General features: G+C 69.3%; 24 protein-coding genes and 3 pseudogenes. 14 read left to right on the plus strand and 13 right to left on the minus strand.

Annotated features, from left to right (window positions below):
* Window positions 1-135: 135 nt before the first annotated feature.
* Window positions 136-2,751, plus strand: a complete 2,616-nt coding sequence (locus ACZ5K7_RS25505; RefSeq protein WP_468916460.1) for a LamG-like jellyroll fold domain-containing protein — start codon at window positions 136-138, stop codon at window positions 2,749-2,751.
* A 120-nt stretch (window positions 2,752-2,871) separates the two neighbouring features.
* Here ACZ5K7_RS25505 and ACZ5K7_RS25510 read toward each other — a convergent pair.
* From ACZ5K7_RS25510 to ACZ5K7_RS25525, 4 genes and pseudogenes are all read right to left on the minus strand, one after another.
* A pseudogene (locus ACZ5K7_RS25510) lies at window positions 2,872-2,952 on the minus strand (hypothetical protein); the annotation flags it as partial.
* Window positions 2,946-3,539: a helix-turn-helix domain-containing protein gene (locus tag ACZ5K7_RS25515; RefSeq protein ID WP_468916462.1), complete on the minus strand. Its 594-nt coding sequence runs from the start codon at window positions 3,537-3,539 to the stop codon at window positions 2,946-2,948. The gene ACZ5K7_RS25515 and the pseudogene ACZ5K7_RS25510, both read right to left, overlap by 7 nt.
* Before the next feature lie 192 nt (window positions 3,540-3,731).
* Window positions 3,732-3,932 (minus strand): annotated as a pseudogene (locus ACZ5K7_RS25520) (hypothetical protein); the annotation flags it as partial.
* Between the two features lie 49 nt (window positions 3,933-3,981).
* Window positions 3,982-5,121, minus strand: a complete 1,140-nt coding sequence (locus tag ACZ5K7_RS25525) for an acyl-CoA dehydrogenase family protein (RefSeq protein WP_468916573.1) — start codon at window positions 5,119-5,121, stop codon at window positions 3,982-3,984.
* A 106-nt stretch (window positions 5,122-5,227) separates the two neighbouring features.
* On the opposite strand from ACZ5K7_RS25525, the gene ACZ5K7_RS25530 reads away from it, so the two are divergent.
* The 4 genes from ACZ5K7_RS25530 to ACZ5K7_RS25545 all read left to right on the plus strand — a co-directional run bounded on the left by ACZ5K7_RS25530 (window position 5,228) and on the right by ACZ5K7_RS25545 (window position 9,650).
* Entirely contained in the window at window positions 5,228-6,286 is a 1,059-nt protein-coding gene (locus ACZ5K7_RS25530) for an AraC family transcriptional regulator (protein ID WP_468916464.1), read from the plus strand.
* A 127-nt stretch (window positions 6,287-6,413) separates the two neighbouring features.
* Window positions 6,414-7,319 carry a TIGR03620 family F420-dependent LLM class oxidoreductase gene (locus tag ACZ5K7_RS25535; protein WP_468916466.1) on the plus strand — a complete coding sequence of 302 codons (906 nt, stop codon included), beginning with the start codon at window positions 6,414-6,416 and terminating at the stop codon, window positions 7,317-7,319.
* Window positions 7,320-7,623: 304 nt separating this feature from the next.
* Window positions 7,624-8,259: a nucleotide-binding protein gene (locus tag ACZ5K7_RS25540; RefSeq protein WP_468916469.1), complete on the plus strand. Its 636-nt coding sequence runs from the start codon at window positions 7,624-7,626 to the stop codon at window positions 8,257-8,259.
* Window positions 8,260-8,831: 572 nt separating this feature from the next.
* Window positions 8,832-9,650, plus strand: a complete 819-nt coding sequence (locus ACZ5K7_RS25545) for an SAM-dependent methyltransferase (RefSeq protein WP_468916576.1) — start codon at window positions 8,832-8,834, stop codon at window positions 9,648-9,650.
* Between the two features lie 70 nt (window positions 9,651-9,720).
* On the opposite strand, the gene ACZ5K7_RS25550 is transcribed toward ACZ5K7_RS25545, so the two are convergent.
* Window positions 9,721-10,641, minus strand: a complete 921-nt coding sequence (locus tag ACZ5K7_RS25550) for a helix-turn-helix domain-containing protein (RefSeq protein WP_351699202.1) — start codon at window positions 10,639-10,641, stop codon at window positions 9,721-9,723.
* Window positions 10,642-10,739: 98 nt separating this feature from the next.
* Entirely contained in the window at window positions 10,740-10,970 is a 231-nt protein-coding gene (locus ACZ5K7_RS25555; RefSeq protein ID WP_468916472.1) for a DUF397 domain-containing protein, read from the minus strand.
* 373 nt (window positions 10,971-11,343) lie between these two features.
* Here ACZ5K7_RS25555 and ACZ5K7_RS25560 point away from each other — a divergent pair, with 373 nt between their 5' ends.
* Together ACZ5K7_RS25560 and ACZ5K7_RS25565 are read left to right on the plus strand one after the other, a co-directional pair.
* Window positions 11,344-11,736: an ATP-binding protein gene (locus tag ACZ5K7_RS25560; RefSeq protein WP_468916475.1), complete on the plus strand. Its 393-nt coding sequence runs from the start codon at window positions 11,344-11,346 to the stop codon at window positions 11,734-11,736.
* 28 nt (window positions 11,737-11,764) lie between these two features.
* Complete coding sequence (locus ACZ5K7_RS25565; protein ID WP_468916579.1) at window positions 11,765-12,301, plus strand: hypothetical protein; 537 nt, start codon at window positions 11,765-11,767, stop codon at window positions 12,299-12,301.
* A 490-nt stretch (window positions 12,302-12,791) separates the two neighbouring features.
* Here the strand turns inward: ACZ5K7_RS25565 and ACZ5K7_RS25570 are convergent, their stop codons facing one another.
* Window positions 12,792-13,868, minus strand: coding sequence for a CE1758 family FMN-dependent luciferase-like monooxygenase (locus tag ACZ5K7_RS25570; RefSeq protein ID WP_468916477.1), 1,077 nt, complete (start codon window positions 13,866-13,868; stop codon window positions 12,792-12,794).
* Window positions 13,869-14,150: 282 nt separating this feature from the next.
* On the opposite strand from ACZ5K7_RS25570, the gene ACZ5K7_RS25575 reads away from it, so the two are divergent.
* From ACZ5K7_RS25575 to ACZ5K7_RS25590, 4 genes are all read left to right on the plus strand, one after another.
* Window positions 14,151-14,543 (plus strand): hypothetical protein, encoded by a 393-nt coding sequence (locus ACZ5K7_RS25575; RefSeq protein WP_468916480.1) that lies wholly within the window; start codon window positions 14,151-14,153, stop codon window positions 14,541-14,543.
* A 95-nt stretch (window positions 14,544-14,638) separates the two neighbouring features.
* Entirely contained in the window at window positions 14,639-15,637 is a 999-nt protein-coding gene (locus ACZ5K7_RS25580) for an NADPH:quinone reductase (RefSeq protein WP_468916483.1), read from the plus strand.
* A 149-nt stretch (window positions 15,638-15,786) separates the two neighbouring features.
* The gene (locus tag ACZ5K7_RS25585; protein WP_468916487.1) at window positions 15,787-16,515 is read left to right on the plus strand and encodes a helix-turn-helix domain-containing protein; all 729 of its coding nucleotides are present in this window, start codon (window positions 15,787-15,789) and stop codon (window positions 16,513-16,515) included.
* 95 nt (window positions 16,516-16,610) lie between these two features.
* On the plus strand, window positions 16,611-17,165 hold the full coding sequence (locus tag ACZ5K7_RS25590) for a dihydrofolate reductase family protein (RefSeq protein WP_468916490.1): 555 nt from the start codon (window positions 16,611-16,613) through the stop codon (window positions 17,163-17,165).
* 302 nt (window positions 17,166-17,467) lie between these two features.
* Here ACZ5K7_RS25590 and ACZ5K7_RS25595 read toward each other — a convergent pair whose 3' ends face one another.
* Entirely contained in the window at window positions 17,468-17,779 is a 312-nt protein-coding gene (locus tag ACZ5K7_RS25595) for a hypothetical protein (RefSeq protein ID WP_468916587.1), read from the minus strand.
* Window positions 17,780-17,815: 36 nt separating this feature from the next.
* Here ACZ5K7_RS25595 and ACZ5K7_RS25600 point away from each other — a divergent pair.
* Window positions 17,816-18,169: pseudogene (locus tag ACZ5K7_RS25600) on the plus strand (response regulator transcription factor); the annotation flags it as partial.
* A 411-nt stretch (window positions 18,170-18,580) separates the two neighbouring features.
* On the opposite strand, the gene ACZ5K7_RS25605 reads toward ACZ5K7_RS25600, so the two are convergent.
* From ACZ5K7_RS25605 to ACZ5K7_RS25620, 4 genes are all read right to left on the minus strand, one after another.
* Entirely contained in the window at window positions 18,581-18,859 is a 279-nt protein-coding gene (locus tag ACZ5K7_RS25605; protein ID WP_351699221.1) for a GlsB/YeaQ/YmgE family stress response membrane protein, read from the minus strand.
* Between the two features lie 375 nt (window positions 18,860-19,234).
* Complete coding sequence (locus tag ACZ5K7_RS25610; protein ID WP_351699222.1) at window positions 19,235-19,639, minus strand: actin-binding ADF family protein; 405 nt, start codon at window positions 19,637-19,639, stop codon at window positions 19,235-19,237.
* Between the two features lie 342 nt (window positions 19,640-19,981).
* Window positions 19,982-20,494, minus strand: a complete 513-nt coding sequence (locus ACZ5K7_RS25615) for a hypothetical protein (RefSeq protein WP_468916494.1) — start codon at window positions 20,492-20,494, stop codon at window positions 19,982-19,984.
* Window positions 20,495-20,711: 217 nt separating this feature from the next.
* Entirely contained in the window at window positions 20,712-21,272 is a 561-nt protein-coding gene (locus tag ACZ5K7_RS25620) for a hemerythrin domain-containing protein (protein ID WP_351699226.1), read from the minus strand.
* Window positions 21,273-21,784: 512 nt separating this feature from the next.
* Between ACZ5K7_RS25620 and ctaD the strand changes: the two genes are divergently transcribed.
* The gene (gene ctaD / locus ACZ5K7_RS25625) at window positions 21,785-23,458 is read left to right on the plus strand and encodes an aa3-type cytochrome oxidase subunit I (RefSeq protein WP_468916498.1); all 1,674 of its coding nucleotides are present in this window, start codon (window positions 21,785-21,787) and stop codon (window positions 23,456-23,458) included.
* A complete protein-coding gene (gene ctaF / locus ACZ5K7_RS25630; RefSeq protein WP_468916501.1) occupies window positions 23,455-23,859 on the plus strand; it encodes an aa3-type cytochrome oxidase subunit IV in 405 nt (134 codons plus the stop codon). Before ctaD ends, ctaF begins: the two co-directional genes overlap by 4 nt.
* Here the strand turns inward: ctaF and qcrB are convergent.
* Window positions 23,777-25,339 carry a cytochrome bc1 complex cytochrome b subunit gene (gene qcrB, locus ACZ5K7_RS25635; RefSeq protein WP_468916504.1) on the minus strand — a complete coding sequence of 521 codons (1,563 nt, stop codon included), beginning with the start codon at window positions 25,337-25,339 and terminating at the stop codon, window positions 23,777-23,779. The genes ctaF and qcrB overlap by 83 nt on opposite strands.
* Window positions 25,340-25,449 lie beyond the last annotated feature (110 nt).

Below are 25,449 nucleotides of genomic sequence, written 5' to 3' on the forward strand. Positions count from 1 at the left end.
ACACCTTAAGATCACTGCTGCTCGAAGTACCGATCGCTGTACGAGATACCGAACAAGGTCGGTTGGCGGCTTCGACGGGCTGCCCTGTTCCGGCCGGTACGCAACGCAACGGTCTGTCACAAAGGAATGAGCCGCATGCCTGCAGAATCCGGAGTGCCGCGCAGAACTGTCCTCACCGTCCTGGGCGCCGCCTCCCTCGCTGGGACCTTCGCCGCCGGTCCCGCCGGGGCCGCCGAACTCACCGGCACAGCCTCGAGCGCCACTGCCGCGGACCTCCCCGCCACAGCCGCGCACTGGACCTTCGACGAAGGCTCCGGCACCTTGGCCGCAGACTCCTCCGGCAACGGTCGCACCGCGTCGATCCAGGGCGCGGCCGGCTGGGACACCGGCAAGGTCGGCACCCACAGCCTGAGCCTCAAGGCGGGCGGCAACGCCACGGCGTCCGGGCCGGCCCTTGACACCTCCCAGGCGTTCTCGGTGGGCGCCTGGGTCAACCTCGCTCAACTCGGCGGCTATCAGACCGCCGTCAGCATCGACGGCAAGGTCGTCAGCGCCTTCTACCTGGGGCTGCGCGACGACACCGGCACCTTCGCCTTCGCCCGGCTCGACTCGGACGCCACTCAGAGTGCCGCGGTGGCGGCCGCCGCTTCAGCGCCTACCACCGGCACCTGGACCCACCTGGTCGGCGTCAGCGACCCGACCGCCGGTGTCATTCGCCTCTACGTCAACGGCGTTCTGGAGGGGGAGACCGCCTATGCCGCGGGCTGGGCCGGCAGCGGCGACACCGCCATCGGCCGTGCGCTCTACGGCGGTGGGCAGGTCGACCAGTGGCACGGCCTGATCGACGACGTGTGGATGTTCCCGTCCGTCCTCACCTCCGACCAGATCGCGGCGCTGGCCGGCGTTCCGGTGGAGACCACGACGCCGCTGCTGAGCGTGGACGTCGGCACCCCCGCGCATGCCGTGTCGCCGATCCTTCCGGGCCTGATGTTCGAGGACATCAACCACTCCGGCGAGGGCGGCATCTACGCGGAGCTGGTGCAGAACCGCTCGATGATGGCCGACGACACGTCGCCCGTCCACTGGTCCGCCGTCGGCGGAACGACCCTCGTCCTCGACACCGCCGCCCCGCTCAACGCCGCACTCGACCGTTCCCTCAAGGTGGTGCTGTCCAGCAGCACCGGCGCCGGAAACCGGGCCGGTGTCGCCAACGACGGCTTCTGGGGGATACCCGTGCGGCCCAGAACCGCTTACACCGCCCGTCTGTTCGCCAAGGCGTCGCGACGCATCGGTCCGCTCACGGTGGCCATCGAGTCGGCGGACGGCGCGACGGTGTACGCATCCGCCCACGTGCCCCACATCGGCACCGTCTTCCCAGGCCGCCCGTTCGAGTTGACCCTGCGCACCAGTTCGCGTACCCCCGTGGTCGGTGACGCAAGGCTGACCGTCACCACGGCCGACCCTGAGGCAGCGGGCGAGACCCTGTGGCTCCAGCACGTGTCCCTCTTCCCGCCCACGTACAACAACCGGCCCAACGGCCTGCGCATCGACCTGATGGACAAACTTGTCGCTCTGAAGCCCAAGTTCCTGCGCTTCCCCGGCGGAAACTTCGTCGAAGGCAACACCGTTGCGACACGGTTCAACTGGAAGAACACCATCGGTCCGGTCTGGGAGCGCCCCGGCCACATGGACGACGCCTGGGGCTACTGGTCCACGGACGGCCTCGGACTCCTCGAATACCTGCAATGGGTCGAGGACATGCACGCCCAGCCGGTCCTCGCCGTCTACGCCGGCTACTCGCTCAAGGGTGAACACGTCACCGGCGACGCGCTGGGGCCGTTCGTCCAGGACGCACTCGACGAGATCGAGTACGTGACCGGTCCTGTCACCAGCGCCTGGGGCGCACGACGTGCCGCCGACGGACATCCGGAGCCGTTCCCGCTGGAGTTCGTGGAGATCGGCAACGAGGACTGGTTCGACTCCTCGGGGTCCTACAACGAGCGGTTCGCTGCCTTCTACGACGCGATCAAGGCGAAGTACCCGCATCTGAAGCTGATCGCCACGACGTCCGTGACGAGCCGCACACCGGACCTGATCGACGAGCACTACTACCTCGCGCCGTCCGCTGCCCAGGCCTCCACCCACAAGTACGACAACCGGGACCGCAATTCGACCAAGGTGTTCGTCGGAGAGTGGGCCGCGCAGGAGGGCCGCCCGACACCCGACCTCAACGCGGCACTCGGCGACGCCGCTTGGCTGGCCGGGCTGATCCGCAACTCGGACCAGGTCCTCATGGAGTGCTACGCGCCGCTCTTCTCCCACGTCGAGAACAACGTCTGGGCCACCAACCTGATCGCCTACGACAACATGACCAGCTACGTGTCGCCCAGCTACTGGGCACAGCACATGCTGACGAGCAGGGTCGGCAACACGGTGCTGCCGGCCACCGCGCGGGCGCTGCCCGGTCTTGCCACCGTGGCCACCCGTTCCAGGAACCGCCTATACCTGGCGGTCGTCAACTCCGGGACGGATAAGGTGAACGTGCCGGTCGAGCTGAAGGGGCTGGTGAAGGGGGTCAAGAGGCGTGCCACCGCAACGGTCCTGACCGGCCCCTCGCGCGCCACGACCAACACGCTGGCGGACCCCGACACGGTGGTGCCCAGGACGAGCACCGTGACCGGCGCGGCAGCGTCCTTCACCAGCACCGTGCCGCCGCTCTCGGTCACCGTACTGGAACTCGTCCTGACCTGATCGGTCACTGCCCGACACCCCTGCTTCTCGGCGCACGTCGGTTTCAGAAGCGCTTGCCTTGCGCCACCGCAGGCGCCGCCTGGCTTTCCATTCCGGGTCACTGGCGCGTCCGCGTCGGCCGCGCATCTCGGCGGTGGTGCGGCGCCGGACCATTGACAGCATCTTGTCGGCGAGCTGGACGACGTGGAAGTGGTCTACCACGACGGTGGCCTGCGGGAGACCTGTGCGGACGGCGGCGCGCGGTAGGTGGTCGACATGTCGATGGCGACGTACTCGATGCTCTTTCTCCAGCTCAGCGGGGTGGTGGCGAGCCAGGCGAGCACATCGGCGACGGTGCGGCCCTCGACCTGGCCGAGCAGGCCGCCGGTGCCGAGCGCGTCGACGAACCCCGTGTGCCACCGATCGCGCGTCAGCCTCCACTTGCCGGTGGCGGGGTCCTGTTCCCAGCGCGGCCGTCCGCGTCGGGTCTCGTCGATGCCCAGCACCTTCACCTTGGGAAGCGGTGCCTCGGTGACCTCGTGTGCGATGGCGCGGAAGGCGTCCATCACCGTGGGCCAGGACAGGTGCAGGTCACGGGCCGCCTGGATGACGGTGGAGGCGGCGTCGCGTATGCGCCGCCCGGCGGCACCGCGCGGTCGCATGGTGATCCGTGCGCCGGCCGGGATCTGCGGGATCTGCTCGGTGACGGACCGGCACGGGCAGCCGGGCTCCCGGCACCACCAGCGGCGCTTGTGCCAGCGGAACTCCAGCCCGCTCTCGCCGTACGGCAGATCGCGGAGCCGGGTCACCGCCGAGCCCCTTCACCCTGGTGGCGAACACCCCGCACTCGGGGCAGGCCCGTGCCTGCTCATCCGCGGAGATCAGGTGCACCGGCGGGTGCCGTCCTCCGGCCGCTCCACCCGCGCGACGGCCAGGCCGTCCAGGTCGAGCAGCAACGTCGTATCGTTGTCCAAGCCCGTGGTTTCCGGGTGACCGTTCTGCGAGGACAGCGCCGCGAACCACAGGCGATCTGCCGGCTCGTACTGCACCGGGCTCGACAGCTGCCTCCGAAGCACCGTGTTCTCGTGGCGCAACACGAGCAGTTCCGCATCCTTGACTGCGTCCCGGCGTAGCAGCACCGTCGGGACCGCGAGTGGCTTCCACCATGGGTGTCGCGATGTTGCTGGGGTGCACGTCGACAGCGGGGTGAACGACTTGCTGGAGGACTCGCGTCGGCTGTCCGGTCGGGGGTCACAGGTTCATGGAGCGGCTGATGATCTCCTTCATGATTTCGGAGGTGCCGCCGTAGATCCGTTGGATGCGGGCGTCGGCGTATCTGCGGCAGATCAGGGACTCCCACATGTAGCCGTATCCGCCGAACATCTGCAGGCAGTCGTCCACGACTTCGCCCTGTAGTTCGGTGGTGACGAGTTTCGCTTCGGCGGCCTCGTCGGCGGTGAGGGTGCCCTGGTTGTGCGCGAGGACGCAGGCGTCGACGAAGGCCTGGGCGGAGGTGATCCGGGCCCGCATCGCGGCCAGCCGGAAGCGCGTGTCCTGGAACTTCGCCAGCGGACGTCCGAAGGCGGAGCGCTGCTTGGTGTAGGCGACCGTCTCCCGCAGTGCCGCCGCGGCGTGGGCCACCGCGCCCATGGCGACGACGAGCCGTTCCAGGGCGAATTGCCGCATCAGCAGGACGAAGCCCTGATCCGGGCCGCCGAGCACGTCGGCGGCCGGGACGCGGACGTCGTCGAAGAACAGCTCGGCGGTGTCCGAGGTCCGCAGGCCGAGCTTGTCCAGCTTGCGGCCCCGGGTGAGGCCGGGAGTGCCGGCGGCCACGAGGAACAGGCCGATCGAGTGGTCCTCGCCGGTGCGGGCGGCGACGATGACGAGATCGGCGTTGATGCCGCTGGAGATGAAGGTCTTGGCCCCGTTGATCAGCCAGCCGTCCCCGTCCGGGGCAGGCACCGCGTGTGTACGGATGGCGGCCACGTCTGAGCCGGTGCCGGGCTCGGTGATCGCGATGGCGAGCAGCGTCTCGCCGGAGACCGCGCGGGTGAGGTGCCGGGTCTTCTGGTCCTCGGTACCGAACGCGGCCAGGTACGGGGCGACGATGCCGGAGTGCAACGGGACCGCGAAGCCGGACTCGGCGACGTCCGCCAGTTCCTCGATCATGATCTGCTCGTAGCGCAGGTCGGTCAGGCCCAGGCCGCCGTAGGCGGGACCGGCCCATGGGCACAGCAGGCTCTGCTTGCCCGCGAGCCGCCAGATGTCCTTGCCGACGATCCCCTCGCGCTCCCAGCCGGTCTGCCTCGGGACGACCTCGCGCTGGACGAAGCCACGGCATGCGGTCCGGTACGCCTCGTGGGCCTCGTCGAAATAACCGTCTCTGATCATGTTCCGACGGTAGGCGGGCGGCACCGCGGGCCGTCATGACCGCAGCGCTCGCAGTCGTTGACCTGGGTGTCCGGCCGAGCCCCGTCCCGTATGATCGGCGGCCATGGCCTCACCTCCCGCGTACGGCGCGCCGGCCCGCTCGGTCGCCATCCATCACGTGCGGGCCTCGCTGCGCGGAGCCGAGCGGCACGGCGTGGACACCAGCGCGCTCCTGGAGCGGGCGGCCATCCCGCCGCGTCTGCTGGAGGTCCCGCTCGCCCGGGTGTCGCCCCAGCAGTTCGCCCGGCTCACCAAGGCGGTGTGGCAGGAACTCGACGACGAGTTGCAGGGCCTCGGGCCGCACCCCCTGAAGGTGGGCACCTTCGCGATGATGTGCCATGCCGTGGTGCACTGCAGCCCCGATCTGCGGACCGCGCTGGACCGAGGCAGCGCCTTCTACCGGCTGTTCCCCGGCGGACCCCGGTTCCATCTGGAGGAGAAGCCGGGGGAGGGGGCGGGGGAGGAGACCGACGCGCACGACGAGGCGCGAGTCGTCTTCGACCTCACGGCCTTCGACGATCCCGATCACTACCTCGCCGAGTCCGCCACCGTCGTCGCGCACCGCTTCGCAGGCTGGTTGATCCGGCAGCGGATCAACCTCACCCGGGTGGAATTCAGCCACCCGGCGCCGCGGCACGCTCTGGAGTACGACCTGCTCTACGGCGCCCCGTGCTCTTTCCGGGCCCCCCGCACCGCCCTCGTCTTCGACCGCGCGGTCCTCGACCGGCCGGTGCTCCAGGACGAGGCCGGGCTGCGTGCCTTCCTGCGCCAGGCTCCGGGCGATGTACTCGCCCGCCTGGACTACGGCAGCACCGCCGCCGCTCAGGTGCGCCGGCTGCTCGCGCGGTCACTGCCGGACCGGATGCCCGACCCACAGGACGTCGCAGCGCGGCTGGCGGTGAGCCCGCAGACCCTGCGCCGCCGGCTGGCCGCGGAGGGCACCTCCTTCCAGCAGATCCGTGACCAGCTGCGGCGTGATGTGGCCATCTCGGCGCTGGCTACGGGCACCATCTCCATCGAGGACATCTCGCAGCGGTTGGGGTTCTCCGAATCCAGCGCCTTCCACCGCGCCTTCAAACGCTGGACCGGCTCTGCTCCCCGCTCCTACCAGCCGGGCGGCTGAGCGACCTGCCGTGGAACGAACGCCCGGGTCAATGACCTTGAGCGCCACGGTCACGGCACCCGCCCGGCCCCGGCCCGTACTGTCTCGGCATGGTCCCCGCCACGTATCGAGTCTGGAGAACTACGGCATGACAGTGGTTGAAGAAGCAGGGCTCGGGCGCGTGGGGATCTGGACCGCGAGCCTGGACGCGGTGCCTCCAGCGGCGGCCGGCCAGATCGCGGCCGAGCTCGAAGCCCAGGGCTGGGGCACCCTGTGGTTCGGCGAAGCCTACGGCCGGGAGGCCTTCACCCAGGCCGGGCTGCTGCTCGCCGCCACCGGGCGCATGCGCGTGGCGACCGGCATCGCCAACATCTGGGCACGCGACGCGGTCGCGGCCAACGCGGCGTCCCGCACCTTGAACGCGGCCTACGGCGGGCGGTTCGTGCTCGGACTCGGAGTCAGCCACCGGCCGCTGGTCGAGCGGGTGCGCGGGGGCAGTTACGCCAAACCGGTTGCCGCCATGCGCGACTACCTCACGGCGATGGCGGGAGCAACCTTCTACGCCGCGGAGGCCGACGCACCACGCCTGCCCGTCCTGGTCGCCGCCCTCGGTCCCAGGATGCTGGAGGTGGCCCGCGAACTCGCGGACGGCAGCCACCCCTATCTGGTGACACCGGCCCAGACCGCCGAGGTGCGGGCGGCTCTGGGGCCGGAGAAGATCGTGGCCGTCGAGATGGGTGCCGTACTCACCTCGGACCGCGAGACCGCGTTGCGCCGGGCGCACACCCACCTGGACATCTACACCGGTCTGCCGAACTACCGTGCCAACTGGCTGAGGGGAGGCTTCGACGAGACGGACCTCATCCGCGGCGGCTCCGACCGGCTGGCCGAAGCACTCGTCGCATGGGGCGACGAAGCGGCGATCCTCAGCCGCGTACGCGAACATCTGGCTGCCGGGGCCGACCACGTCTGCGTCCAGGTCCTGATGGAAACGCCCTTCGACGTGCCGACCGAGCCGTGGCGAGAGCTCGCGCCCGCACTCGTCGGCGCATGACGAACGGAAATCCAACCGAGCTGACGCGGGTCTTGTAGCTGCCCTGCCTCGGCGATCAGCCACCTCAGCTCCTCCTACTGCGCCACCGTCTCGCGCCGGGTGCACAGCCGATACGGACGACGGCTCCCCGAGTACCCGGTCGGCGGGCGCCGCGTGGTGGTGAAGCCGGCGGTCCTCCCTCTCGGGCCCTGCGGCTTCCGTACTGGACCATACGAATGATTCACCGGCGCCGCCGGGTGAACGATGGCACTGTCTGTCCTGAGTCGACGGTCGGGCAGCCGTTCGCGAGCATAGGTTGACTCGTGTGCCGCTGAGCTACGCCTTTGTGAACCTGAAGCCCGGGGTGGGAAAGACGACCAGCGCAGTCTGGTTGGCCCACGCGCTTCACGAGTCGGGTGTCCCACCGCTACTGGTCGACAGCGACCCTGCTTCCTCCGCGCTGCGCTGGAGCGAATTGGCAGGTGGTTTCCCGTTTCCTGTGGTCGCTCTTCCGGTGGGCGATGTGCATCGACGCGTGAACGACTTCCTGGGCGACCGGCAGGCGGTCGTGTTCGACGCTCCGCAGCTGGAGGACCACGCGCACATCGCCCGCAGCATCATGAGGTACGCCGGCGAATGGATCGTGCCGGTGACTCCCGCTCCCATCGAGCTGGATCGCATGGCGCCCATCGGTGGGGAGATGGGCGACGTACAGTCCTTGCGCGCCCAGCCGGCCCACGCCGCCGTTCTGCTGAACCGAACGAACCGTGCCGAGGCCACGCGTACCGGTCCCGATGCCGACGCCCGCGAAGCTCTCACCGAGCGGGGATTCGACGTGTTGTCCACGCACATTCCGCGGCTCGACTTGTACGCCCAGTCGTTCGGAAGTCCGGTGGAGGTCAAAGCCTCGGCGTACATGGACCTCGCATGTGAACTCATCAAGCGACAGGACAAGGCATGAATCAGCGGAAGGACACCTACCGAGCCGCGTTGCAGCGCGGACCGGACGCGGTCGTACCACGTCCCGTGAAAGTCACTCAGCTGCACACCCGATACATGCGGGTGACCATCGAGCTCGACACCGGTTTGCCGCGTGACCTCGTGCAATGGGCAGGGTCAACGGTGTCCGTGATGGTGCGGGCCGGCGCCGCTGTCCTGCGACCCCTGAGAAGTGCCTAGCAAGCCGGGTGACGCAGTGGTGCTGGACCGGCCTTCGCTCGCCCACTGGCTCGACTGCGCCAGTACGAGCGTATCGTCAGCGAGCAACTCGCCCCCGTCTGCGGGCGGAGATCATGACGTGCCTCAGTCGACCACATCCGCCGGATGACTCCGTTCACGGCTCGGGCAGGTGGGTAGGCTTCCGGGGTACTGGGGTTCCGGGTCCAGAACGGTCCGACCGAGTGGGCGGTGCTCGGTGGGGCCTCGGGCGGCTCCGTATCCCTCGTTCGGGGCTGGCATCGCCAAATACCCTTTCCCTAGGATGGGTTGACTGTCGGGCCAGTCCGGTTGGCGCGGCTGGGAGCTGGGGGAATGATGCAGCCTGGAAAGCAACTGTCCACGTCGATCGATGCCACGGTGCCGACGGCCGCGCGCATGTACGACCACTACCTGGGCGGCAAGGACAACTACGCGGCCGACCGGGCAGCCTGTGAGGAGCTGGACAAGGTCGTGCCCAGCACCCGCGCGCTGGCGCTGAACAACCGGCGCTTTCTGCGGCGGGTGGTCAGGACGCTGGCGGCCGAGCACGGCATCCGGCAGTTCCTCGACCACGGATCCGGGCTGCCCACCCAGGACAACGTGCACCAGGTGGCGCAGCAGGTCGATCCGTCTTCCCGGGTGGTGTACGTCGACAACGACCCGATGGTCCTGGTGCACGGCCGCGCCCTGCTGGAGCAGAACGAGCGCACGGCGGTCATCCACGCCGACATGCGGGACACCGACGCGATCTTCTCCCACCCCGATACGAAGCGCCTGATCGACTTCTCGCAGCCGGTGGCCGTGCTGTTCAACTCGGTGTTCCACTGCATCCCGGACAGTGAGAGTGACGGGCCGCTCGCCGTGGCCCGCCGGGTGGCCCAACCGCTCGTGCCTGGGAGCTTCATGCTGATGTGCCAGCTGGTCAGCGAGGACGCCGAGGTACGGGACTTCGTCACCGACTTCATGGATCAGGCGACCCAGGGGCACTGGGGCCGCGTACGCGAGGAAAACGACGTCGCGGAGTGGTTCGAGGGCATGGACGTCCTCGAGCCGGGTCTGGTGGAGGTGTCCACCTGGCGACCGGATTCCGAAGTGGTGCCCCGTCAGCTCACCCAGGAGTGGATCGAGTTCGGCGGCGTCGGACGCATCCGGTAGCACACCGGTAGCGAAGAGGCGCAACTCCGCGTCAGGATCGTCGACCGCTGTCGTCGGACCTGACGCGGCGTCACGGGGCGGGGTAGCGCTGTTCCAGCGTGTCGCGCAGCAGGGCCAGGGACTCGCGAGGGTTGAGGGCCTCGTCGGCCAGCCGGTCCAGGGCCACCCGGTATTCCTCCGTCTCGTCGCGGTCCTCCAGGAAGTTCGCGCTCTTTATGTGCTCCAGGTAGACGATGTCGGGCAGATCGAGTCCGCCGAAGCGCAGGTAGGTGACGGGGATGGCCGGCGCGGAGGCGTTCGTCAGGTCCAGCGGCACGATCTGCACGGTCACATGGGGCAGCCCGGCCATCTTGACGAGGTACGCCAGCTGTTCGCGCATCACCTCACGGCTGCCCAGGACACGCAGCAGGACCGACTCGTCGATGATCGCCCACAGTTGAGGGGCGTCCGAGCGATGCAGTAGCTCCCGTCGGCGCATGCGCAGCTCCACACGGCGCTGCACCTCGCCGGCCGGAGCCGTCGGTAGCCCGCGCTCCACCACGGCTCGGGTGTAGGCCGGCGTCTGCAGCAGACCCGGCACGTACTGGATTTCGAAGGTGCGGATGGCGGCGGCCGCCTCCTGTAGTCCGACCAGCCGGTCGAACCACTCGGGCATCAGCCGCTTGTCGTAGCGCTGCCACCATCCCGGCTCACCGGCGCGCTGCAGCAGCTTGAGCAGGACCGACGCCTCGTAGTCGTCGGCCTTGTACAGCTCGAGCAGCGCACGGACGTCGCTTTCCGTGGGTGGCCTGCGGCCCTTGCCCGCCTCGATGCGCGACAGCTTCGCCGGACTGAACCCCAGGGCGCGCGCCGCCTGTTCCTGCGCGAAGCCGGCATCCTCGCGGATGCCCGCCAGTTGCACGCCCACCAGCATCTTCAGCAGAGTGGGGGCGGGCTCGGTCCGGCTCAGATAGGGTTCGAGGCGGGAGGCGCGCGGTGGCTCGGCGGACATCCTGACTCCCTGTCGACCGGCAGAAGACACACGTCATTATCGCATCCCGTCGGCCCCTGCCGGATGTGTTGGCCGAAGTGGAGATGCCCACCTCCGCTTCACACCAGGTGGTCGAACTCCCCTTCCTTCGCGCCGGCCAGGAAGGCGGCCAGTTCCGCCGGTGTGTAGACAAGGGCGGGTCCGTCGGGGTCACGGGAGTTGCGAATGGCGATACCTCCGTCGCCCAGGGGGGCCACCTCGACGCAGTTGCCCTCGGCATTGCTGTGCCGGCTTTTGATCCAGCAGACAGCCAATGAACTCGCCTGCACTCCGTTTGACACTGATGGCACCGCACTCTCCTTCTGACGTTCTGCCGCGCGTGTACGCGACCGCCCGCTCGGGCCGGGGCGGCACCGCGCCCCACACTCCTGCGCTCGGCCATCCTTCGCGCAATTTCCCGTGAAATTGCACAACGATGCTGCCGGAGTGGATAATAGCCGTGGCGTCAACAGCAGTGCCGACGCCCCTGTCCTGACGTCGTATCAGGGAGACGCCGTGTCATTACCTGTGCACCAAGCGCCTCGCATTCCCGGCAGGTCCGTGCCATGGGCAGGTTGGACCGCTGGGACCGGTGCACTCGCCAACACGGCGCCCCCCGGCTCCCTGAGTCACGGGGTCCGCCGGGAGCCTGAGTCGCTGGGCGGTGCGCCCAGCTCCGCTGCCGTGCCCATCACCGGCAGCAGGCAGGGCTTCGCGCAGGCGCGGACCTTCACCCAACGCACCCTGTGCCACTGGTCGCTCGACCACTTGAGCGACGACGCCGTCGTCGTCGTCGCCGAACTGGCCGCCAACGCGGTAACGCACGCCGTACCCCAGGCCCCGGACGGCGAGGCCGATGTGTGGCTGGCGCTCTGTCTCGAAGCCGACCACCTGATGTGCGCCGTCACCGACCCGAGCGACCGCCCGCCCGTATACCCCCGTGCCACCGACTCGTTGGAGGAGAACGGCCGCGGCCTGTGCATCGTCGAGGCCGTGTCCGAGGACTGGGGATGGGTACGGCATTCCCCGGCGGGCAAGACCGTCTGGGCCCTGCTGCCGATCTCCCCCCGGCCCTGACGCGACTGCCGTGAGAAGGCCGGGCATGATGCGCGCCGATTCGACGGAACCGACAAGCCCCCAGCATCCGACGTCTGTATCGGGAGCGGAAATGGCAACGCCACTCAAGAACGTGGGGCAGGTGCCCTGGCACGAGATCAAGGACTCCCGCGGCCCTGCCACAGCCATCCCGTTGCTGCTCAACAGCATCGCCTGGGGTGACACGGCTACGGCACGGACCGCGATCAGCGAATTGCGGGAGCGCATCTGCCAGTACGGCTTCGTCGTGGAACAGGCAACCGCCGCCACGGTCCCGTTCCTGTGGGAACTCGCCCGGCTCCCCCACGTCACCTGCCGCGTGCAGATCGTCCAACTGCTGAAGAACATCGCCGACGCCAGGCAGTGGGAGAAGACGGCCGCCGCCTACCCAAAACTGCTGCACCGTCGCGACAACTACGTGGGGTGGGAACGCGAAGCCCGCCAAGCCGTGCGCGCCAACCGCGGCACCATCCAGCGACTGCTCATCGAACCGGACGCCGAACTCGTCCGGGTCACCACGGAACTCGCCTCCACACTGACCGACTGAGAACACCCGGCAACGACGCTGGGGGCTCGAATACTCATCGCCGCAGATCATGCGGCGTATCGGTACTCGTTGACGGCTCCGCCGAGGATGCGGGTGCGGAGGAGTTCTGGGCCGTTTGGCTCGTGGACGACGGAGCGTTGTCCCGTGGCCTACCTGCACGGTCCCGGCGGCATCGGCAAGACCTCGCTGCTGCGCTACGCCGCCCGGCAGGCCGAGCTCAGCGGCCGCCGCGTGGTGCACGTGGACGGCCGGTTCCTCCGCCGCGTACACCCATCACGAACCTGCTCGACGCGTCCTGACGCTCGAAACCTGGGGCGATGCCCCCCGCGCCGGGAGATCTGCGCAGCGCGAGCCCGTGGCCGGGTGCCCGGGCCGGGGGCAATCCTTGCCCAGGCCCGGTCCAGCGCCGGAGACGGCAAACACGTTCAACATGGAACGCGCCTCAGGCGTAGGCGCATCTTGACAGGCGAATCAGGTCACGTGGCCTACTTCATCGGGTCGCCGGCCATTCGTCGCCGCTGCCGGTGGAATTCGCGGACCCGGATGCTTGCCGGCCCGCATCGTCGGTCTCCCGTCGCAGCACGGGCAGGACCTCGGCTCCGACGAGGTCGATCATCTCGTGGACGGTCGTCTCGGGCAGTCCCCCCTGGTCCATCCCGAACAGCTGGCGCTGGTAGGTGCCGAAGTGCTCCCGGAACGAGAGGATCTTGTCGACGACCTGTGCGGGACTTCCTACCGTCGCCCCGGTGGCCACCGCGGCGTCCTCCAGTGGCCCGCTGCTGGAGAGGACGGGGTGGGCGTAGTAGTAGGGCGCGTATTCGCGGAACGCGTCCTGGGAGTTGGGACGGACGTACAAGGTGGCGCCCGCTCCGACGATGGACGTCTCCGGGCTGCGGCCATGGGCCTCCCACCGCTCGCGGTAGTAATCCACGTACTTGGCGAAGTACTCCGTGGTCATGAAGAGGTTGTTGACGAAGAAGCCGTCGCCGTAGCGCGCGGCCTGCTCGGCGATCTCCGGGCTGCGGATCGAACCGTGCCACACCGCCGGCGGCTTCCCGTCCAGTGGGCGCGGAACGGAGGTGAAGTTATGCAGCGGCGTGCGGAAACGTCCTGACCAGTCGACGACTTCCTCGTCCCACAGCTTCCGCAGCAGCCCGTAGTTCTCGATCGCCAGAGGTATGCCCTCACGGATGTCCTGGCCGAACCATGGGTACACCTCCGCGGTGTTGCCGCGTCCGAGCATGATGTCCACGCGCCCGTCGGCCAGATGCTGGAGCATCGCGAAGTCCTCGGCGATCTTCACCGGGTCATTGGTGGTGATCAACGTCGTCGCCGTCGACAAGGTGATGCGCGAGGTCCGTGCGGCCACGTATGCCAGGAGAGTCGAGTCCGAACCGGACACGAACGGCGGGTTGTGGTGCTCGCCTATCGCGAACACATCGAATCCCGCCTGCTCGGCATGGACGGCGATTCGCGTGATGGCCTTGATGCGCTCGTACTCCGACACGCGCGTGCCCGACACCGGGTCAGGCGTCAGGTCACCGACACCGAAGATTCCGAACTCCATGTGGTCTTCCTTCGCATCTCTGAACGGACACGGATGTGTGCCTGATGGGCACGCCCTGGCCGGCACTGCCGCCCCGTCCGCCGTGCGGGTTCGTCGAGCAGGCGCGGAAGCGTGATCATCACCCATTGCGGAGCGCGCCAGAGGACCTCCTCGCTGAGGCCTGGCGGCTCACCCGTTCGGTAACCTAACATACTTGCCAACGCAAGCAAGCATCGAAGTCGGACGCTGTTCTGCGGTCCAGCCGAACCGGCGAGCCGCGCGGACATCACCCGTGCCTGGCAGGTGGGACTGGTCGAGCTGTTGGCCAATGGACCGGCTGTGGGGATTCCTGCCGACGCCGGCTACCAGGGAGTGGGCGCCCACCGTGCCGACGAGATCGCCGAATTCTCCTCCGCCCTCATCACCACCACCGAGCAGGAACTGCGACAGGTCGTTCTGACCCGGCTCGCCGCGACCTTCGGCGGTATCGGTGCGGCGCTCGCGCTCGTCGACGACGACCACCTCCTCGTCGCCTCGGATGGCGGGCTCCTCATGTGGGGCCGATGCCCAGCATCGACTGTCGCTGGACGAGCAGCTCCGATGGCCCAGGCCATCCGCACCGGCGAGCAGTTGTTCATCCCTGATCACGAGGAATTTCTCCATCGCCGGCCGCACGAGGCGCAGCGCCCCTGCTGACCGCGTCCTCGATGACACCATCGCGTTGAACCTCCCCGTGACCTCGCCTGAGGCGGGCCGGGAAGAAACCGGCTCGGCCGGACCTTGTGGAGATCATGAAAGCCATCGTGTACAAGGAAGGCGGCGGCCCTGAGGTGCTGCGCCTGACCGAGCGTCCCCTGCCGGAGCCGGGACCGGGCGAGGTACGGGTACGGGTCGAGGTGTCCGGGGTGAACCCGACGGACTGGAAGGTGCGCACGGCCGGGCCGCAGGACGAGGGCGAGCAGGTGCCCAACCAGGACGGCGCCGGACTGATCGACGCGGTCGGGGAGGGTGTCGCCCCGGGAAGGACCGGTCAGCGCGTCTGGATCTGGGAGGCCGCCTGGCAACGCCCGGACGGCACGGCGCAGGAGTACGTGGTGCTCCCCGAGGAACAGGCCGTACCGCTGCCCGAGAACGCCTCCCTCGACCTCGGCGCGAGCATCGCCATCCCCGCGATGACGGCCCACCGCGCCCTCACCGTGCGGGACGGCGGCCCGGCCCGGCTCGGCCCCGGCGCGCTCCGCGGCCGTACCGTGCTGGTCGCCGGTGGTGCGGGCGCGGTCGGCAACATGGCGATCCAGCTGGCGCGCTGGGCGGGGGCGACCGTGGTGACCACCGTCAGCAGCCCGTTCAAGGCGCGTCTGGCCGAGGCCGCCGGTGCACACCACGTCGTCGACTACAAGGCCCAGGACGCGGCGGCGGCGATCCGCCGGGTGGCCCCGGACGGTGTCGACATCGTCGTGGAGGTCGCCATGGCGGCGAACTCGGAGCTCGACGTCTCGGTGGCCGCTCAGAACGCCGCCATCGCGTACTACGACGACGGCGCCGAGGTGACACTGCCCCGCTGGGCCTTCTTCGGCAACCTGCGCTTCCAGGGCGTGCTCGTCTACACCATGCCGGCCGAGGCCAAGCGGGATGCCGTCGCCGCCATCACCGCCGCCCTCGCCGACGGGGCGCTGCGCGTGGGCGAGGAGGCGGGCCTGCCGCTGCACCGCTTCCCGCTGGAACGCACCGCGGACGCGCACACCGCGGTCGAGGAGGGAGCGGTGGGCAAGGTCCTCATCGACGTGTGAGCGTGGCCGGGCTTCCGCACGCGCCTTGCGGGCATCGGGCCACTGGCCGCGTTCATGCCGAGCCGCGCCGGCCTCTACGCGCATCTCGGACGCGCTCTGACCGTCCGGACGACGTGACACACTGGCGGCGCGGGCAGCGGTGAACGGGGGTGGTCCGGTTGGGTCTGGAGATCGAGAGCCGGCCGTCGGAGCTGCCGTACGTCGAGCGGGTGTGGCGCAGCCGCAGCGATGACGTGGGCCGGATGACGTCGATCGCGTCATCGCACTGTGAGCTCGTCTTCTGGGAGCACCACGGTCAGGTCCAGGCGGCCGTACTGGGCCCGGAGCCCAAGGCCTGCCTGGCTCCCGTCCCCGAGGACGCCACGTTCTTCGGCATCAGCTTTGCCCTCGGCACCTCGATGCCGCACATCCCGATCAGCCGGCTTGTGGGCGGTAGCGCGGAGATACCCGACGTGACACGGCGCTCCGTCTGGCTGAAGGGCTCCGCTTGGCATCCGCCCGACTACGACAACGCGGAGGCGTTCGTACGGCGCATGATGCGTGAGGGCATCGTGGACTGTGACCCGATCGTGGCCGCCGTGCTCGACGGTGCCACCCCCGACGTCTCCCCACGCACCCTCCAGCGGCGCTTTGTCGCGGCGACGGGCCTCACCCGGGGCTCCATCCGGCAGATCCACCGCGCCCGCGAGGCGGCGGTACTGATCCAGGAGGGTGCGCCGGCCCAGGACGTCGTGCACCGGCTGGGCTACTTCGACCAGCCGCACCTGGCGCGGTCCCTGACCCGGTACATCGGCCGGACCGCCACCCAGCTGAGCGCTCCGGACAGGGCGGAGCCCCTGTCGCTTCTGTACAAGCCCTCGGCTTCGATGCCCGCATAGTCTTGCTGGCGTAGCCGACGGGGTCGGCTCGTCCTGGCCAGAGGACTGTCCCGGCCTGGACCGGCGGACGGTCCCGAACTCATCGCGGAGGAATCATGCGCAAGGTCGTCTCGGGCCTGTTCGTCTCGCTCGACGGTGTCGCCCAGTCACCCAACGAGTGGCAGTTCGCTTTCGACGAGGAGATGGGCGCGGCGCTGGGGGAGACGCTGGAGACGGCCGACACGATTCTGCTGGGCCGGGTGACCTTCACCGAGTGGGCCGGGTACTGGCCGACGGTGACCAGCGGCGAGGATGCCGGTTTCGCCAAGTGGATCAACGATTCGCCCAAGTACGTCGTCTCCTCCACGCTGGACAGTGTCGAGGACTGGGCGAACAGCACGCTCATCAACGGCGATCTGGTGGCCGCGATCGAAGAGCTCAGGGCGGGCGAGGGCAAGGACATCACCGTCGCCGGCAGCCCGACGCTGGTGCGTTCGCTGCTGGAGCAGGACCTGCTGGACGAACTCGTCCTGCTGATCCACCCGGTGGTGGCCGGCGAGGGCCGCAAGAAGCTGTTCGCCGACGACGCCACCCTGAAGAAGTTGCAGCTGGTGAGCGCCCGGCCGACCAGCAGCGGAGTGATCATCGCGACCTACCGTCCGACGCGCTGAGCGCTGGTCGGCGGTTTCGCAACGACCCCGAGTCTGGCCACCGGTTCCTTCTCGACGAGGCCCGCGCTGCCGGTGAGCCGATGGCCGAGCGGACCGCCTGGCGGATCTGCCGGGACAACGGCTGGTGGAGCGCCTTTGGCAAGCGAAGGGGCCGCAGCAGACAGGAAGTTTGTCACCGCTCTCGTCCGTCACGGCATGACCGGCTCGATGGGGCGGGTCGACCAGTCACATCTGCGCACGTCTTCTTCCGTCCCCGGGCTGCCTCGTTGCCGGACGGGGGAAGTGGTCCACCATCGGCCCGCTCATGGTGACGGGTTCCGGGTGGCCCGATGTACGAAAGCCGGCGGGAGGTTCGCCCACACCACGGGCGAGCGTTCCAACCGGTCGAAGCGGCAGGCCAGTTCGGCGGTGAAGTGACGGGCGGGCGGAGTCCGGGCCGCGTGCAGGTACGCGAAGGTGGTGAACCGGCCGCCAGGCACGAGCACTTCGGTCACGGCGTCCAGGATGCGCCCGCGCCGTTGCCGCGGCATGACCGTCCACGGCAGCCCGGAGACCACCGCGTCGACCGGTTCGCCCACCGCGGCGGCCAGCTCGGCGGCCGAACCCTCCACCACGGTCAGCCGCGAGTCGCGCCGGATGGCCGACAGCGCCTCGTCAAGGACGCCCCCGCCGAGGAGATCCTGGTGACCGTCCGCGCGGTACTGCGGGGCGAGGTGATGGTGGCGCCGTCGCTGACCCGGCGCCTGGTCGAACGCTTCGTCCTGCACGCCCCCGCGTCCGCGCCCGCCCAGCGCCGCCTGGCGGCTCTCACCGAGCGAGAACGAGAAGTCCTCGCCCTGGTCGCCCGGGGACTGGCCAACGGCGAGATCGCGGACCGCCTCTTCGTCGGCGAGACGACCGTCAAGACCCACCTCGGCCGGATCCTGACCAAACTCGGCCTCCGGGACCGTATCCACGCGGTGATCTTCGCTTACGAGAGTGGGCTGGTACGGATCGGGGACTGAGCGGCGACAGACGTCCCGCCCGGTGGCCCGCATCGTCGCGGACCTGCTGTAACCAGCCCGGTACGGCGTCGGCCGGCGCGAAGACCTCCTTGGTCACCGACGGGATGACCGGTGCAGGCGCGCGGGGGTGTCACCCGGGCGGGTCCTCGGACCCGGGGATGCCCGGATCGGGGATCCGCGCGTACCCGCCGCCGGTGCGGCTACGCAGGGCTGGTGGAGTACGGCATCCCGGCACCGATGTGCGCCGGACGCTCCGCGCCGTTGCGCGAGGCAACAGCCGCCCCTCACGTCGGGCGGAGTCAGGCCGCTCCGTCCGCCGACCCGCGGGGGTTGCCGTGCACGCCGACGGCTCCCGTCCCGTGAGCCGGGGAGGGAGCCGTTCAGGTGGCGTGGTCGTATGCCTTCAGCGGGTCATGCGTGGCGGTGCGAGCGCCGGTTGCCGGTGACGAGGCGGTAGAGGAAGAGCAGGATGAGGGAGCCGACGATCGCCGCGATCCAGGTGGACAGGTCGAAGAACCCGTCGATGGAGTCGACGCCGAAGATCACCTTGCCGAGCCAGCCGCCCAGCAGACCGCCGACGATGCCGATGAGCATGGTGACGATGATGCCGCCGGGGTCCTTGCCCGGCATCAGGGCCTTGGCGATGGCGCCGGCGAGCAGGCCGATGATGATCCACGCGATGATGCCCATGGTGCGTCTCCGCTTCCTCGGATAAGGGGCTGTGTCAGTTCATCGTGTGCACCGATCGGGCTCGAACAAACGTGTCGTCCGGGTCGGCCATGCCGACCGGTGTCGTAGTCCGTGACTGGTTCGCCCGTTCACGGCTGATTTGTCATGCCCTCGAGAAGCCCCGCGACGGCTCGGATGTGAGCCTCTGGATCACGGCTGCTCGGCGCTCATGCGTCGCACAGCGGGATGGTCGACGGAGAGGCGCTCGGCGAGCGGGGCGCCGGGCTTCCGGGTGGCAGCCCGGAAGCAATGTGCTCCCGTAGTACGCGCAAGCGGGCGGCGGACACCCGTTTCACCCCACGCGGCCACCCGCCACCGCCGAGGAGAAGGGGTGGGTCAAGAGGCCCGGGACACGAGCGCCTCGTACTCGACGTCGGACAGGTTCGTGGCCCGCACGTAGACCTGGACACGGTCGAGCAGGCTCCGGAGTGTGCCGTAGCCGGAGGAGTGCGCGATCGTCTCCTCGGCTTTCGTCCCCGCCGGGCACCAAGAAATCAGCACGACCTTCTCCTGCCGGGTCCCGTCGGCTGTTGCGAAGAGCAGATGGTGGACAACGTACCGGGGCTCATCGGCCGGCAAAGCCTTCAGCAGTTCGTCGTGTGTCAGGTTCCCCTTGAAGTCGGGGATGACGGTCTCCAGTTTGTCGCTGAGCCGGTAGATCACAGTGTTGATGTCCCGCCTGCTTCTCAGCTCCTGGAAGATGCTGATACAGCTGTCGTCCACTGGGATGTCACCGCTCACGACGAGTCCTTCTGATTATGGGGAGAGCAGGCCGAACGGCTCAACGAACCGGATTCCCGGGAGGTTCTGGGCGGCTCGCACCGAGCTTGTCCCGCCTTTCCAGCGTAATTCTGAGCGGGGCATGTGCAGGATCGGCTGATCCGCTTGCGAACGAGGAGTCCGGTGCCGTCGAGGAGCCACGGACTGGGGCCGGCTCCGGTCGGCAGCGGCAGGCGTCGCTCCCGATTCGCGGACGGCTGGTCCGGGTGAACGAGGGCCCGGCCGGTTGTCCAGGGCGCTCTCAGCGGCGCGTGGGCGGCTCGTCGATACTCAGGTGGAGCGACAGGCTCTCGGGCGCTGAGATCAAGGAAGTTCCGCGCGGTCGGCGCTGAGGAGTTCCATGAGCTGGGGCCGGTGCAGGCCGGCGATGTTCTCGAGCAGGTCCGGATGGCGCAGCAGAGGCGCGGCTTCGGTGTCCCGCTTCCCGGGGTCGGTCAGCCGCCGCAGGCCGCCCACGGTGTGGTGCTCGCTCACGGCGAGAGGCCGGCGGGCGGCGCGGGTGGCCAGGCCGGGGTCGGCCAGGAGGCAGGCCGCCCAGCTGACGACGGTTTCGTCGATCCAGGTGCGCCACGCGGTGTCGGCGGGCTGTGGATCGCATCCGGTGAGGTGGTCCAGGCGCTCGGATCCGCCGGGTCCGAGCAGGTGGAGCAGTTGCACATCGAGGCTCGTCGGGTAACGCAGGGTGGCGGCGAGGGTGACGGCCTGCCGGGCCTGGGCCTCGGCCAGCGCCTGGCTGAGCGCGCCCCCGGGGGCGGGATAGGCGGCCAGGAGCCAGCGGGTGGAGGCGGCTATGACAGGAGTGAGATCGTCGGTCACGGCGGTGGGTCCCTCGGGAACGTGCTCGCCTGTGTCCGGCAGATCGGTCCCGCGAGCTGTTTCGCGGAGCCACGCTGCACCGCTTCGTGACCCAACAGCGTAGGCAGCCGGACCCGAGGAGGGAATGAGCCGCGTCACAGGGTGCCCGGTGTCCGCGTCGCGGGCCGGGACCGGACGTGTGCGGTCCCGGCCCAGGAACAGCCTGCCTCAGCGGCGGTCAGGACCTGCCGCGGCCGGTGACGAAGTCGCGGGCCCGGTCCACCAGGCCGGCGCCCGGAGCGAGGAGCTTGTTCGCGGGCGGGGTGTTCGGGGCGGAGGGGTGCGGGCGGGTCGGGGCCAGGGACTTGGCCCGGCGGATCTTGTCCCCGAGCTTGTTCAGCGCTTCGGGGGAACAAGCCTGCCGCAGCATCGGGAAGAGGTTGTCCTCCTCGTCCTGGACGTGAGCGGCGACCTCGTCCATGAGCTGCTGCAGCAGCGGGCTCATCCGGGGATCGTCGGTGTCCGTCTTCTCCAGCTGCTTGAGGAGCTTCTCGATCCGGCCGTGATCCGTGATCTCCTTGTCCGCGATCCGGTCGCCGCCCTCGATGTGCTCACGTACCGCCGGATACAGGTACTCCTCCTCGGCGACCGAGTGCCGTACCAGTTCGATGGTGACCTCGTCCACGAGATCACGGAGTTCCTGCCCGCCGCCCGGCATCCCCTGGATCCGGGCGAACATCTCCTCGACCTCCCGGTGGTCGGTCATCAGTTCCGCAAGCGCGTCTCCGCCATGTCCCATCGTCCATCCGCCTCTCGTCTCGCCGGTGCTGCCTGGGCCGGGTAGGTCCCGCCCAGCTGTCAGTGGTTCCCCGCCGGGACGGGCCCGGTGCCGCCTCGGACGAGGTCCACCCGGTCGGGTGCCTGTGTCGTTCCGGGATCAACGAACCGGCCGGCCCATCACCGTGCGTGTGCCGGGGGATGCGGAAGGGCTGGTGGTCGAGTCACCTGGCGCAGTTGCCTCCCCCGCGCCGGACGCTGATTCCCATACGTACGGCGGCCACCGGTGTGACCGCCACGAGCAGACCGCGGACGGGCGCCGACCACCCGCCACCCGGCAGCGAATCCCAGGCCGAAGGGGCGTGGCTGACGTGGCCCGCGCCTGGTCACCGGTAGCGTCGCCGCGGAGCGGACAGACACCGCGTATCGGCCACACCGGTGAGCCTCGCCCCTCCGCGGGAGCCGGCGGTCTCCCGGGTGGCGGGCAGAGCGCCCGCGAGGCGCTTCCCGCGCTCGGCCCGGCTGAGGAGGACCATGACCGAACTGTCGCGGCGGGTCGGCGAGAAGGCCGGTTCCTCCGCCGCACCGGCGCCGCTCGGACGCACACTGCTGGGCTGGGCCACCACCACCGACCACAAGGTGATCGGTCGGCTGTACATGGTGACGGCGTTCTGCTTCTTCCTCCTCGCCGGTCTGCTCGCCCTCGGCATGCGTGCCGAACTCGTCCGTCCTGGACTCCAGCTGGTGAGCAAGGATGTCTACAACCAGCTTTTCACCATCCACGGCACGATCATGATGCTGCTGTTCGCGACCCCGATGTTCGCCGGGTTCGCGAACGCGGTGATGCCGTTGCAGATCGGCGCCCCGGACGTGGCGTTCCCGCGGCTGAACGCGCTGTCGTACTGGATGTACCTGTTCGGCGGGCTGATGGTGGTCTCCGGGTTTCTGGTGCCTGGGGGCGCGGCGTCGTTCGGGTGGTTCGCGTACGCGCCGCTCAACAGCGCGTACTACTCGCCGGGCGCGGGCGCCGACCTGTGGGTGATGGGGCTGGTGGTCACCGGCGTGTCGACCACGCTGGGCGCGGTCAACTTCGTCACGACGATCGTGTGTCTGCGTGCGCCGGGCCTGACCATGTTCCGGATGCCGATGTTCACCTGGAACGTGCTGTTCACGTCGATCCTGGTGCTGCCGGCGTTCCCGGTGCTCACGGCCGCGCTGCTGGCGCTGGAGTGCGACCGGAAGTTCGGCTCGCACGTCTTCGACGCGCACGACGGCGGTGCGTTGCTGTGGCAGCACCTGTTCTGGTTCTTCGGGCATCCCGAGGTGTACATCGTGGCGCTGCCGTTCTTCGGGATCGTCTCGGAGATCATCCCGGTGTTCTCGCGCAAGCCGCTCTTCGGCTATCTGCCGATGATCGGGGCCACGACCTCCATCACCATGTTGTCCGCGGTGGTGTGGGCGCACCACATGTTCGCGACCGGGGCGGTGCTGCTGCCGTTCTTCTCGGTGATGTCGTTCCTGATCGCGGTGCCGACCGGAATCAAGTTCTTCGCCTGGATCGGGACGATGCACCGGGGTTCGCTCTCGTTCGAGACCCCGATGCTGTGGTCGGTGGGCTTTCTGGTGTCGTTCCTGCTGGGCGGCTTGAGCGGGGTGCTCCTCGCGTCGCCACCGCTCGACTTCCACGTCACCGACTCGTACTTCGTGGTGGCGCATCTGCACTATGTGCTGTTCGGCACGGTCGTGTTCGCGATGTTCGCAGGGTTCTACTTCTGGTGGCCGAAGTTCACCGGGAAGATGCTCGACGAACGGCTGGGCAAGGTGCACTTCTGGCTGCTCTTCCCGGGGTTCCAGCTGACGTTCCTGGTGCAGCACTGGCTCGGCGAGGCGGGGATGCCGAGACGGATCGCCGACTATCTGCCGGCGGACGGGTTCACGCTGCTCAACACCCTGTCCTCGGCGGGCGCGTTCCTGCTCGGGATCTCCACGCTGCCGTTCCTCTACAACGTCTGGCGTACGGGCCAGGGTGGGCGGCAGGTCGAGGAGGACGACCCCTGGGGATACGGACGCAGCCTTGAGTGGGCCACCTCCTGCCCGCCGCCCCGGCACAACTTCGTGGCGCTGCCCCGGGTGCGGTCGGAGTCCCCGGCGTTCGACCTGCACCATCCGGGGATCGTGCGGCAGGCGGAGCAGGAGGGGCGCCGGTGAAGGTCGAGGCACTGCTCTTCGGCGGGGTGGCCGTCTTCTTCGGTGCGGCCGCCGCGCTCTACGGCGTGTGGTCCGACGCCGATCCGGCCGGTACGGCGGCGCTGATCGTGGCCTTCGGGATGGCCGCGCTGGTGTCGTTCTTCTGCGCCGCCCAGTACGTCCGGCGCGGCCCGCGCCCGCAGGACTGCAGGGACGCGGAGGTGGCGGACTCCGCCGGGCCGCTGGAGTTCTTCCCGCCGCACAGCCCCTGGCCGATCGTCACCGCGTTCGGGTTCGCCGTCGCGGCGGTGGGGGTGGTGTTCGGTCTGTGGCTGTTCCTCATCGGCTTCGGCGTTCTGGCTCGGGGTGTTGCCGGGCTGGTGTTCCAGTACGCGAGCCGGGGGGCCGGTCAGGAGGACTGAGCGGCCTGCGCGGGGCACCCGGCCGGAACGACGTGACCGGGCGGTGGCCGCTCTCGTAGCCGCCGGACAGGGTCTGCCGTACCTCCCCCGTCTCCTCGCCCTCGGTCAGCAGTTGCTGTTCCGTGTGCAGCAGCGCGCGGCACACCGTGCGGGTCACGAAGAAGGCGGCGACCGGGGCCACGATCAGGGCGACCCGGAAGATCCAGGTCAGGGCGTTCACCGAGATCCGGAAGCTCTGGGCGATGACGTCGTTGCCGCCGGCCAGCAGCAGCACGGCGTAGAAGGTGACGCCCGCCGCACCGAGGCCGGTACGCACGGGCCGTTCGCGTGGCCGGTCGCTGAAGTGCTGCTCCTGGCTGTCCTCGCCGGTGAGCCGTTGCTCGACGAAGGGGTAGGCGTACAGGACGAGGAAGAACAGCGCGGGCAGCACGACGGCCGGCAGCAGGACGTTCCACATGAGGGTGTGCCCGGCGAGATTCGTCTCCCAGGGTGGGACGAGGCGCAGCGAGCCTTCGAGGAAGCCGACGTACCAGTCCGGTTGGGAGCCGGTCGACACCTGGTCCGGCCGGTAGGGGCCGTACACCCACACCGGGTTGATCTGCGCGACACCGGCGAGTACCACCAGCAGTCCGGAGACGGCGAGGGACAGACCGGTCGAGGAGGCCGCGAACTGGGGACAGAGTGGCTTGCCGGTCACGTTCTCGTTCGTGTGTCCGGGGCCGCGCCACTGGGTGTGCTTCAGGTGGAAGACCAGGATCAGGTGCACGGTGACCAGGGCGATCAGCGCGCCCGGCAGCAGCAGGATGTGCAGGCTGTAGAGCAGGGGAACGATGTCGTGGCCGGGAAACTCGGAGCCGAACACGAACATCGCGAGGTACGTCCCGACGACCGGGATCGACAGCATGATGCCCTGGGCGATCCGCAGACCGGTGCCGGAGAGCAGGTCGTCCGGGAGCGAGTAGCCGGCGAAGCCCTCGGCGAGGGAGAGCGAGAAGAGGGTGACGCCGATGGCCCAGTTCATCTCGCGCGGTCGGCGGAAGGCTCCGGTGAGGAAGACCCGCAGCAGGTGCACGCCGATCGCGGCGACGAAGACCAGCGCGGCCCAGTGGTGGGTCTGGCGCATCAGCAGGCCGCCGCGCACCTCGAAGCTGATGTGCAGGGTCGAGTCGAACGCGCCGGACATCAGCGTCCCGCGCAGGGGTTCGTAGGGGCCCTCGTAGACCACCTCCCGCATCTCGGGCTTGAAGAAGAACGTCAGCCACACGCCGGTGAGCACCAGCAGGATCAGGCTGTAGAGGGCGATCTCACCCAGCAGGAACGACCAGTGGTCGGGGAAGGCCTTGCGCAGCAGCCGGCCGGCCCCGTCGTGAACGGGCAGCCGGGCGTCCACCGCGTCCGCGAACCGTTCCCCGCCCCGGCCTTCCTCGCCCTCGTCCGGTCCCCTCCCGCTCATGCGGCGCCTGCGGCGCTTCGCGCGCATCGCACTGACCTCACGTAACGCCCTCCTCGGGACCGGGTGCCTCGCACTCTGGCCATCCCTTGCCCGGGAGGCGCGGGGTGGGCGCCCCGCCGCTGTGAAACACCCGCGCG

The organism is Streptomyces sp. NPDC031497, assembly GCF_055580905.1.